Origin of the sequence: Xanthomonas sp. LMC-A-07, from assembly GCF_030208825.1 — a bacterium.
In the GTDB taxonomy this organism is placed as follows: domain Bacteria; phylum Pseudomonadota; class Gammaproteobacteria; order Xanthomonadales; family Xanthomonadaceae; genus Xanthomonas; species Xanthomonas campestris.
In genome coordinates this window covers 237,002-248,783 of sequence record NZ_JARVTF010000009.1, presented here as the reverse complement: position 1 = coordinate 248,783, position 11,782 = coordinate 237,002, and the positions used below count along the sequence as shown (strand labels likewise).

Annotated in this window: 4 protein-coding genes; all 4 read right to left on the bottom strand. The window is 65.6% G+C overall.

What is annotated here, in order from left to right:
• Positions 1–284 (bottom strand): transposase (locus QRM89_RS11435; protein ID WP_285448061.1); only part of this gene is annotated, 284 nt, incomplete at its 3' end.
• A gap of 141 nt (positions 285–425) precedes the next feature.
• Complete coding sequence (locus tag QRM89_RS11430) at positions 426–3,911, bottom strand: ATP-binding protein (RefSeq protein ID WP_285448065.1); 3,486 nt, start codon at positions 3,909–3,911, stop codon at positions 426–428.
• A gap of 582 nt (positions 3,912–4,493) precedes the next feature.
• Complete coding sequence (locus QRM89_RS11425) at positions 4,494–8,036, bottom strand: ATP-binding protein (protein ID WP_285448060.1); 3,543 nt, start codon at positions 8,034–8,036, stop codon at positions 4,494–4,496.
• A gap of 81 nt (positions 8,037–8,117) precedes the next feature.
• The gene (locus QRM89_RS11420) at positions 8,118–11,690 is read right to left on the bottom strand and encodes an ATP-binding protein (RefSeq protein WP_285448059.1); all 3,573 of its coding nucleotides are present in this window, start codon (positions 11,688–11,690) and stop codon (positions 8,118–8,120) included.
• Positions 11,691–11,782: the final 92 nt, after the last annotated feature.

Below are 11,782 nucleotides of genomic sequence, written 5' to 3'. Positions count from 1 at the left end.
CCACGCCAACCTGATTTTTTAAGTGCCTGCTCCAGCAGGCTCACTCCCTCATCGTCGCACTCGCTCCACTTGGCAAAGTACGAGTGCACGGTCCGCCACTTCGGAAAGTCGCTGGGGAGCGCTCGCCATTGGCAACCGGTTCGCAGCACGTACAACACTGCGCACCACACCTCATACACATCCACACGGCGTGGCTTGGTGCGCTTACGCGCTTGTTCCAGGATCGGCAGCACGTGTTCGAACTGCTCCCGGCTCATGTCGCTCGGATAGGTCTTTTGGCGCATCCGCATAGTCTGCACTGATTAGGAAAGATCGTGAACAGGTTCTAATGCGTCAGCACCCGTACCGACCAGCATGTCGCCGTTAACGGGCTAGCGCAGGAAATACCAAAGCCGCTTTGCTCCACTCCGCGCACCAATCCCGCGCTACAACTCCTCGCGCGGACGCACTCGCCGCAGCGCGTCGGCAATCGTATCGGCCAGCATGTCGCCGGTGAGCGGTTTGCGCAGGAAACTGTCGAAGCCTGCCTGCTGCGCCGTGGGTTCGGCGGCTTCGTCCGAGCGCGCGGTCACCGCAATCAGCGGCATGTCATAGCCAAAGACGCGCAACTGCCGCGCCAGTGCGAACCCGTCCAGCCCGGGCAGATCCAGATCCAGCAGTGCCAGATCGAATGCATTATCCGCGGCCTCGGTGAGGGCGGCCAACCCGTGCGGTGCGTGCACCACCGAATGCCCTTGCGCGCGCAGCAGGCCCACGATGACCTCGGCGATGGTGGGTTCGTCTTCCACCAGCAGGATGCGCAAGGGCGCCACGTTCGCGCTGTCGCGTGCCACCTCGCCGGCCAGCACGGCATTGGACGCGACCCAGCGCAGCGGCAGGTCGACGACGAAGCGCGTACCTGCGCCCAGGCGGCTGATCACTTCGATATGCCCGCCCATCGCCATCGCCAACTCCTGGCAGATGGCCAGGCCCAGGCCGCTGCCGCCGTAGCGCGAGGTGGTCTTGGCGCCATCGCCCTGCTCGAAGCGCTGGAACAGGCGCGCCTTCTGGTCGGCATTGATGCCCGGCCCGGTATCGGCCACCTCGAAGCGCAGCCCCTGGTAGGAACCGAGCGTGCTGAGCTTGAGTCCGACCACGCCGCGCTCGGTGAACTTGATCGCGTTGCTGAGCAGGTTGAGCAGGATCTGGCGGATACGGGTGGGGTCGCCGCTGGCGGTAATGTCGCCAAGCAAGCCGACTTCCAGGCTGAAACGCAGCCCGCGCTCCTGCGCCAACGGCGCCATCAGCGCTTCCACTTCGGCCACCAGCTGGCGCACCGAAAACGGCTGCAGATCCAGCTCCAGACGACCGGACTCGATGCGCGCCAGATCCAGCGCATCGTTGACCAGCCGCAGCAGATGCGAGCCGGCGCGCCGGATCGATTCGGTGTAGCTGCGCTGCTTGTGGTCCAGCTGCGTCTTCAACAACAGCTCGCTCATGCCCAGCACACCGGTCATCGGCGTGCGGACCTCATGGCCGAGCGTGGCCAGGAAGCGTGTCTTGGCCAGCGACGCCTGCTCGGCAAGCTCCTGCTTGTGCACGGCCAGCTGCCAGGCATTGAGGCGGCGCAGGCGGCGGCGATACAGCAGCACCGCTGCCACCACGACACACAGCGCCAGCAGGGTGAGCAGCACCAGCCCCCACGGACTACGCCACCACGGCGGCAGCACCTGGAACGTCAGCGTCTGGCTGGCCGACCAGATGCCGTCGGCAGTGCGGCCCTGCACTTCCAGCGTGTAGTCGCCCGGTGGCAGGCGCGAGAACAGGCGCTCGCCGCTGGGGCCGACGTCGATCCAATCCGGGTCGTAGCCACTGAGGCGGAAGCGGTAACTGGACGAATCCGGGTGCGTAAAGGTGGGCATGCGCGCAACGATGTGCAGGTCGCGGTCGTCGTCAAGAATGGTGAGCGGCTCCTGCCCGGTGATGTCGAGACCACGCTCGCCACGCCGCACGCCAACGCGCTCGATGAGCAGTGGTGGCCTGCGGGTATTGGGATGCATGGCGGTAGGATCGAACACCACCACCCCATCCGGCGCCGCACCGACAATCTGCCCGCCAGTGGCTTGCACCAGTGTCCGGTTGATCATCAGCGGATTAGGCAGCCCGTCGTGCACACCGTACACGCGCACCAATTTGCTGCCGGGGTCGATCCGGATCAGCCCACGCTGGCTCGACACCCAGGCCACCCCACCGGCATGAACCACCAACCCGTTGGGCGCCACCATCGGGAATTCCTGGTCCTTGCCAATGGTGTCCAGCAGCTTGAGCTGGGTGCCGTCCCACAGATACCGGCGTATTTCGCCGACCACGCCCAGCCAGACCACGCCGCCTTCGGCGAACCGAAACACATAGGTGGCCTGGGACGGCGCACCGGGAACCGGCACAAACCGATCCGCGCGCGGGTCCCAGCGCCGCAGACCGGCGTTGTTGGACAGCCAGACCTGGCCGTCCGGGCCAGTGCCGATATCCAAGATGGTCAGCGGCTCCAGCCCATGCGTGCCGTTGACGATGGTCCGCACCAGGGTGCCCTGTGCATCGCGCAGCTGCAGGCCGTATTCGAGCACCGACACCCACAGCTGCCCCTGCCCATCCTCTGCCATCCACAGGGGGCGATCGGCGGCCCCCTCGGCATCAGGTGCCACATCTGCACGGATGGGTAACCGTTTGACCTGCCGGGTCCGCGGGTCGTAGCGCACCAGCGTGCCTTCCACGCCAATCCAGACCACCCCACGTGTGTCCTCGAAGACCGAGTCGGGCGGGTGCAGCGGGTCGATGTGCTCCAGATGCGTCTGCAAGCGGCCGGTGGCAGGGTCGAGCCGTTCCAGCACACCTTTGCTGCCGACCAGCCACACCCCGCCCGAGGCCGAGGCGACAGTCGCCAGAACGGACGTATTGGCCAGCGAGTGAGGCTCCTTGGGGCGATGCGCCAACACCGCAAAGGTGTCCCAATGCGGCAGCAGGTGCCACAGGCCACCTTCCAGCGCCGCAAACCACAGCCCGCCTTCCCGATCCTCGTAGGAGTCGATCCAGTTGCGATTTACCAAACTGTGCGCAGTGAAACTGTAGATCGGCACGCGGACCACATCGGTGCCGTTCTCAGATAGCGCCATGCCGGACTTGGTATCGAGCCAATAGCGCCCACGACGATCGCGCAACAAGACGTTATAGACCGCCTGGTTCGCGGGCAGGTTTTGCCACGGATGGGGACTGAAACGCCCCTCGGCATCCAGGCGAAACAGCTCGCCTGCTCCATCGGTCACCCACAACGTATTGCCATCGCGCTCCAAACGCAGCCGGCCCACCGTCTGACTGCTTCCCGGCAGCGCCACACGCGTGAACTGCTTGCCGTCCCAGCGCACCAGCCCGCCCGGAGTTGCAATCCACAGCGTCCCGTTGGGCGCCACGCGGAGTGCGTTCACCGCGTCGGCGGGCAGGCTGGCCGAGTCGCCGGGCACATTCAAGAATTGTTGCATGCTGCCATCGGGGCGGCGGCGATACAGCCCGTTCGCTGCAGTGCCGAGCCAGATGTCGCCGTTTGGGGTCTGCGCCAGCGACCACACCGTGATCTGGCGCAATTCGGGGAACTGCGCATTCTCCAGGGGCTTGAAGGTGCGTGTCTTGGCTTCGAGAAACCCGGCACCGCCATTTTCAAAGCCCATCCAGACCCGGTTGTCCTGATCGACGCAGATGGTCCAGATCGCGTTACCGGTCAGGCCTTCTTCCATCCGCCAGATGCGGTAATTACGCCCATCGAAGCGGGCCAGCCCGTCGTCGCTGGCCAGCCATAGGTAGCCCTGTTTGTCTTCGGCCAGTTCACCAATGACGTCCGATGGCAACCCGTCTGCAACCGTGACCTGATTGGGCACCGGCATCACCGGCGCACGCGCGGCCAGTGCCGGTGACACGGTCACGCACAGGCCCAGCAACAATAAGGCGACAGCACAATGGAGAACAGACGGAAAAAGGCGCACTGGACACGTTTCACGACAAGTCGCCGCATAGTGCGGGCCACGCGCTGCGCCGGCAAGCGCGAGCAACCTCAAGCGTTCACGCTGGCAATCCGCGACGGGTTGCGCGCTGCACTGCTCCGCTGGGCCATCGGCTGCATGCGTGCAGTGTCTTCCCGAACAGCCGCAGCGAGGCATCTGTACTTGCGGACGCATAGCGTTGCGCTAGTAGCGTCAGCCGGCTTGCCCGGATCAGGCCGGCAGCGTGTGGCAGCCAGCGGCGAAGCAGCGCGCATGTCGTTACCGACGCGGGACGCATCACGTCGGTCCTTGTCGAGTGGCAGCCCTACCGCCACTCAGGATCAACTACTGCCAGGCGCGATCGTTGCCACGCATTGCTGGGCGAATCGAAGCGTTGCACTCCCGCTCGGCGCCGCGTTGACCAGCGCTACGCCGAGTCTTGCATCCGGTCGCAGTAGAAGATCACCAGTGACCGACGTCGCCAAGTCACCCAAGCAGCGGCGTTGCCCGGTCACGCTCGCGCACTGCAGCCTGCACGGCGGCGATCGCCTCGACCAGCATGTCGGCAGTGACCGGCTTGCGCAGGAACCCATCGAACCCGGCGGCCTGTGCCTGGGCTTGTGCGTCGCCATCGGCGCGTGCGGTCACCGCCAGCAGTGGGAATGCGTGCCCGAGCCGACGCAGTTGCGCCGCCAGCGCGAAGCCATCCAGCCCGGGCAGATCCAGGTCCAGCAGCGCCACATCGAACTCGCCATCGACCGCTTCGGACAAGGCCGCCAAGCCGTGTGCGGCATGCACCACCCGATGGCCGCGCCCGGCCAACAGGCCGCTGATCACCTCGGCAACAGTGGGGTCGTCTTCCACCAGCAGGATGCGCAGCGGTGCGCCGGCTGGCGTGCGCGCCTCGCCGGCGACCGGACGCAAGGGCGAGCGGTCGATCGGCAACGGCAGATCCACGGTGAACTGGGTGCCGACCCCGAGCCGGCTGCGCACACGAATCTTGCCCTTCATCGCCACGGTGAGTTCCTGCGAAATGGCCAGGCCCAGTCCGCTGCCCCCGTAGCGCGCATTGGTGCGCGCGCCCTCGCCCTGTTCGAAGCGCTGGAAAAGGCGTTTTTGTTGCTCCGGCCCGATGCCCGGCCCGGAATCGCGCACCTTGAAACGCAGGCAGTCGCCATGCTGGCTGACGGTGAGCCCCACCTCGCCGCGCTCGGCAAACTTGATCGCATTACCAAGCAGGTTGATCAGGATCTGACGCACGCGCGTGGCATCGCCCACCACCACCAGCGCGGCGGGCAGCTGATTGCGATAGTGAAAGCGCAGGCCGCGTGCCTCAACGATGGGATGCATGAAATCGGCCAGTTCCTGGGCTAGCTGCGACGGCTCGAACGGCTGTTGCACCAGTTCCAGCTTGCCGGCCTCGATGCGCGCCAGATCCAGCGCGTCGTTGACCAGCCGCAGCAGATGCGCACCCGCCTTGCGGATCGCATCGACATGGCCGCGCTGTTTTGCGTCTAGCGGCGTGGCCAGCAGCAACTCGCTCATGCCCAGCACGCCGGTCATGGGCGTGCGCACTTCATGCCCCAGCGTTGCCAGGAAGTTCGACTTGGCAATCGATGCCTGCTCGGCTAGCTGCTGACGCTGCCGCGCCAGCACCCATTCCTGCTGACGCCGCACCCGCCGCCGCCACGCCCACACACCCAGACCGAACAACAACAAGCACACCGCCGCCGCGACCATCTGCGCCGCCGGACTCAGCCACCACGGTGGCTGCACCTGCAGCGTCAACGCTGGTGCGGCGACCCAGTCGCCGGTGCCTGCGCGTGCCTGTACCTGCACCTGGTAGTCGCCCGGCGGCAACCGCGAGATGACACGCTCGCCGGTTGCGCCCTGCTCCACCCAACGCTCGTCGTAGCCGTCCACGCGATAGCGATAACGGGCAAGCCCCGGATCCACGAACGACAGGAGCCGTGCGCTGATGCGCAGGTCGCGGTCACGGGCCTGCAGCACGATCGGCCGCTTGTGTGGCACCTGCTGCGGGCGTTCGGCATCGTTGCGGCGTACCTGTACCGACTGGATCACCAACTGCGCCTGCGGCACCGGGGCGAACGGCCGCGTGGGATCGAACAACACGATGCCGCTGGTGGTCAGCGCCAACACCTGCCCGCTGGGGCCGGTCACTGGCGGACGCATCGAAAATTCGCTGTCCGGCAGGCCGTCGCGTTGACCGAACATGCGCACCTGCGGTTGGCCGCGTCGGTAGGCGAACAAGCCACGCGAGGTGGTGGCCCACACCGTGTCAGTGCCCCCCACCGCCAGGCCACGGATCTCGGTGGCCGGCATCCCCTGCGCATGGCCCACGCGCTCAAGCAGCGTGGCCTTGTGGCCATCCCAACCATATCGCTCCAGCGCCCCGGGGCGCCCGGCCCAGAACTCGCTTGGCGACACGAATGCCAGTGCATAGACCTCGTGCTCGGCATCGTCGATCACCCGGCGGAAGCGCTCGCCCTGCCAGACCCACAGGTCATCGCCAGCCGCTACCCAGGCCGAGCCGTCTGGCCGGATGGTGAGCTGCTGCACCATGCCGCCGGGTTCGCTGAGATCGGTCCCGAAGCGGAACTCCGCCAGCAGGCGCCCGTCTGCGGCACGCCGTTGCACGCCACCTCCCACAATCGACAGCCAGAACTCGCCATCGATCCCGCGCGCCATCAACTCCGGTCGCTGGCTCTTGTCCTGGTTAACTTGCAGCCCAAGCCGGCGCTTTTTGCCGGTCGCAGGGACGTAGTGCGTGACGTCATCCCGCAGCGCAATCCACAGGCTGCCGTCGGCATTGGGCAACACCGATTGCACGGTGCCCCCGCCCAGCGCCGCGCTGTGCACCACCGGCACCACGTCACCCTGTTCACCAAGCCGATACACCCCGTCGCCGGTGGTCACCAGAAAGCTGTCGCCATCGGCAGCGGCATTGACCAGGTACAGGCTTTCCAGGGGTCTGCCCTGGGTCTGCAAGATGGTGGAAAAGCGCTGCCAGTCCGGCGGCAGATAGGCCAGGCCCTGCGAAATCAGCCCCAGCCACAGCCCGCCCTGGCGATCCTGCAGCAGATCGAGCACGCCACTTTCTGCGGTGAGAAACCCGCTGCCACGGTCGCCGTCCATGACCCGCAACGCGGTTTCTCCGGGGGCCACGCGAAAGAACCCATCGGCGGCAGCGACCCAGTAGCCCCCGTGGACGTCGTGCACCACGGTCCCGGCGCGCACGTTCTCTGCACCCTTCCACGGCGCAGGCTCTAGCACGCCAGCGGGCGTGACCCGGTACTGGCCCTTGCTGCTGCCGACCCACAACGTGCCATCCGGATCCTTGCTGAGCTTGAAGACCGTGGCACTCAGGCGCTCGGGCGCAATGCGCACGAAACGCTCGCCATCGCGCATCACCAGCCCGCTGCCGGTGCCGATCCACAACCGGCCGCGTGCGTCGGTCAGCATGCTCATGATGGTGTCGCTGGGCAGCCCGTCCGGCGCATCGGGCGTGGCACGGAACACCGTGAGCCGGCCGTCTTCTTCGCGCCTGCACAGGCCACCGTTGCTGGTTCCGATCCAGAGTGCGCCCTGCGCCTGTGCCAGCGCCCATACCTGACCGGCGCAGGCGTTGCTGACGGCGGGAAAGCTGACAAAGCCCTCGCGCTCGGCATCGAACATGGCCAGCGGCGAGCCATTGATACCGAGCCAGACCCTGTCGCGGTCATCGACCAACAGCGTTTCCACTTCGTTGCCGGGGATCGAGCGCGCGCTCAGTGGGTCGTGCTGCCACACCTGCAAGCCGATGCCGTCATAGCGGGCCAGCCCATCGCTGGTCGCGGCCCAGACATAGCCTTGCCGGTCCTGTGCCAAGGCCAGCACCATGCGCGAGGGCAAGCCATCGCCCGGACCGAACCGGCGCATGCGTGGTGTTTCGATCTGCTCTGCCGCCAACGCACTCGCGCCCATCAGCAGCAGCACCGCCGCCAGCACCCAGCTGGCATGTTTCCGCATCTGCACTGTGATCCCCATCGTCCCTGCATTCCCCAATGCCATCCGCCAGTCGCACTGTACCCGCACGCTGGCGTTCAGGACTCAGACCGGCGTCTCCGGCGGCGCCTTGTCCATCGCATCGTCGGCCAGGACTTGCGCCAAGGCCTGTGCCAGCAGGTCACCGGTGAGCGGCTTGCGCAAGAACCCATTGCATCCGGCGGCCAGCGCCTGGGGCTCGGCATCGGCATCGGCGCGCGCGGTCACCGCCACGATCGGGAAGCGCACGCCGCGTGCGCGCAGCTGCGCCACCAGCGCCGCGCCATCGAGCCCCGGCAGGTCCAGGTCGCACAGGCCCGCGTCGAAGCTGCGCGCGCTCACCTCGGCCAATGCAGCCAGGCCATGCAACACGTGCGTGACGTGATGCCCGCGCCCCTGCAGCAGGCCAACAATCACCTGCGCCACGGTCACGTCGTCTTCGACCAGCAACAACTGCAGCGGCGCCTGGTGCACCGGCGGAACCGCACGCGTCACCACGGTGGTCGAAGGCGCAGGCGTGCTCACCCAGCGCAGCGGCAGCTCCACCGCGAAACAGGCGCCCTGGCCCAACGCGCTGCTGACGCCCACCGACCCGCCCATCGCCGCTGCCAACTCGCGACAGATCGCCAAGCCCAGCCCGCTGCCGCCATGCCGCGTGGTCGTGCGCCCTCCCTCGGCTTGTTCGAAACGCTGGAACAGCCGCCCACGCTGCTCTTCACTCATGCCCGGCCCGGTGTCGCTGACCTCCACGCGGATACCGCCGCCGCCCGCCTGCAGGGGCAACACGCGCAGACGCACCTGCCCGCGCTCGGTGAACTTGACCGCGTTGAACAACAGGTTGAGCAGGATCTGCTGGACCCGGTTCGCATCACCATGCAGCGCGCGCGGCAGGCTCTCATCCAGGTGGCACTCGAACGCAAGCTGCTTCTGCTCGGCACTGGGCCGCACCAGGTCGACCACCTGCCGGATCAACTGACGCAGATCGAAATCGCGATCGTCCAAGGCCAGCTTACCCGCCTCGATACGTGCCAGATCCAGCGCATCGTTGACCAGCCGCAGCAAATGCTTGCCCGCCGACTGGATCGCGCTGGCATAGCCCTGCTGGCGCCCATCCAACGGCGTTTGCAGCAACAACTCACTCATGCCCAGCACACCGGTCATGGGGGTGCGCACTTCATGCCCCAGCGTCGCCAGAAAACGCGTCTTGGCCTGCGAGGCCTGTTCGGCGAGCTCACGCTTGTGCTGCGCCAGTTGCCATTGCGCACGCATACGCACGCGCCGGCGATAAGCGGCGGCGAGCAAGACACCCAACATCATGCCGACCAAGACCATCACGGCGATGCCGAGACGGCTGCGCCACCAGGGCGGGTTGACGGTGAATCGCAGCGATCGCACCTGCGAGCGGTTGCCCAGCGGATCAACGCCTTGCAAAGCAAGTTCGTAGGTGCCCGCAGGCAGGCTGGCAAATTCTCGGAGACCTGCATTGCCCGATGCTTGCCATTCCGTATCGAAGCCTTTCAAGAAGCTCCAGTAACGGTTGGACAGCGGATCGTTATAGGACAGCAGCCGCGTCACAACTTGTAGCTGCCGATCGTCAGGGCCAAGCTGGAAGGGACGATCGGCCGGCAGCACCTTACGCGCGCCGTTGCGCAGCACACTCACCTGTTCCAGCTGCAATGCCGGAACGAAAGGTGGGACATCCGGCATTGCGGTATCCAGCAAGAGCGTCGAGCCATCGCTGGTGGCGCCGATCAACGTGTCGTCCACCATCACGAGACAGTGCTGGATGAATTCCTGACTGGTCAATCCATCCCGGGTGCCGATATTACGCACCCGCGCTGGTGTGACAGAGGGATCGATCCGCCAAAGACCGCGCAAACTGGAAATCCAGATCCTGCCACGTGGATCCATCTGCATCGCCGATGCATCGAATCCCGTCATCCCATCGGCTTGGCCCACTTGGCGAACACGCGTCCAGCGCGTTGCAGTCTGGCGCCACTCTTCTGCACCGGTCGATCGGTACACCCAGACAGCCTTGGGCGACTGACTGGCAAACGCCTGTATGGCCGGCCCCTCAAAGCCCGTAACCGGCACGAACCGGTTGGAAGGGGCGTCCCAGGCAAACATTCCACCTTCGCCGGCCACCCAGACGCGTCCATCAGGCCCCTTCTCAAGCTGCAGCACGGTGATGTCACGCAAGCCATGTGGATCCTGCGCCGTAATTTGTTGCAGGACACGGCCGGTGCGCAGATCGCGCTGCTGAATCATGTCGATGAAGGTCATCCACACCGTATCGCCATCTTCGGTCAGCCATTCCGCGCCAGAAAACGCAGATGCCGGGTCCATACCGTCCGATGGCCAGTGCGTGAATTCACCGGTACGCAGATCCATCCGTGACAGACCAAAACTCAGGTTGCCCATCCACACGCGCTGCAGGCGATCCTCCAGGGTCGAGACCAATTCCATCCCTTTCAGATGCTTCGACTGAATTCCCGTCTGAAAGACGTCCCCATTACTTGGATCGACACGCAACAGCCGGCCTTCCGTATCCACCTGCCACAAACCACCGGAACGCTTGGCCGGAGCAAGGTTGCAGTAAATGGCATCGCCATTGGGCGCAACCGCCTTCAGTACCGCGCTCCGTTTCCAGTCGGCCGGCAGATATCCAAGGCCAGTCCCGTGCATCGGCACCCAGAGACCGCCATCGGCGGCGCCGAACAACCCGATAACGTTGCGCCGCGACAGCTGGCCTTCTCCGTTGAAGACAGGCACGGGTGGGCGCTGGCCACGCGTCCGCCACAGACCGCGCCCGCTTCCCAGCCAGAATTCACCGTCAGGCGCAGCAACAGCGCCCCAAAATTCGTTGCCGTTTCCGAACATGCTCGACCATGGAAGCGGCAACCATTGGTCGCCCGGGCCCATGACATGCAAACCCGACTCGCTTCCAAGCCACAGCCGGTCCCCGGTCCATTGCAGGCCAAAGATGGCCGACTGACGACTTGGCTCACCTGGGACGTATTCGCGATGCAGCCGCTTGCCATCGTAATAGGCAAGGCCATGACTGGTTCCGATCCACAACCGATGCCGCGTGTCCGTGGTCAGATTCATGACGATGGACTCACCCAGGCCGCCTTCGACCGCGTCCAGGTCTACCGACGCCATCTTTCCGCGGGAATCGACACGGACCAATGCACCCGTCGTCGTGCCGGCCCAGATGGCATGATCGAAGCTGGCGATGCTGTAAATCTCGCCGCCCTTTAGCGCCGGGTGGTCTGCAGCGTGGTAATGCCGAAAGCTGGTGCGAGCGGCGTCCATGACGCTGAGGGTCTTGCCACAGCCAATCCAGACCCTGTCCAGCGCATCAATGTGAAGCGCCTGGACGGCATTGCAGGAAAGCGATCCCGGGTCAGTCGGATTGTTTCTCCACGTCTTGAACCCGGCGCCGTCATACCGCACCAGACCGTCCAGCGTGCCAAGCCATAGATACCCCGCGCGGTCCTGGCCGATCGCAATCACCATGGTGGACGGCAGCCCGTCGCTGGGACCTACAGTCCGGAAGCGAGGGATCTCGGGAATCTTCGCCGCACACGGAAAGGCGCCCAGCAGCGCGACCAGCACGACGAACAACAGCAAACGCATGTGGGCATCCTTTCCACGTCCAGCCGGCATGCTCGCAACGGATCGTTGCGAACGCAAGCCAAGCGCGTGCTGCCGGGATGTGTCTAGAATCC

Coding starts and splice junctions, on each gene's coding strand:
- QRM89_RS11430 (WP_285448065.1), bottom strand. CDS start 3,911: ATGCCGGTGCCCAATCAGGTCACGGTTGCAGACGGGTTGCCATCGGAC.
- QRM89_RS11420 (WP_285448059.1), bottom strand. CDS start 11,690: ATGCGTTTGCTGTTGTTCGTCGTGCTGGTCGCGCTGCTGGGCGCCTTT.
- QRM89_RS11425 (WP_285448060.1), bottom strand. CDS start 8,036: ATGCGGAAACATGCCAGCTGGGTGCTGGCGGCGGTGCTGCTGCTGATG.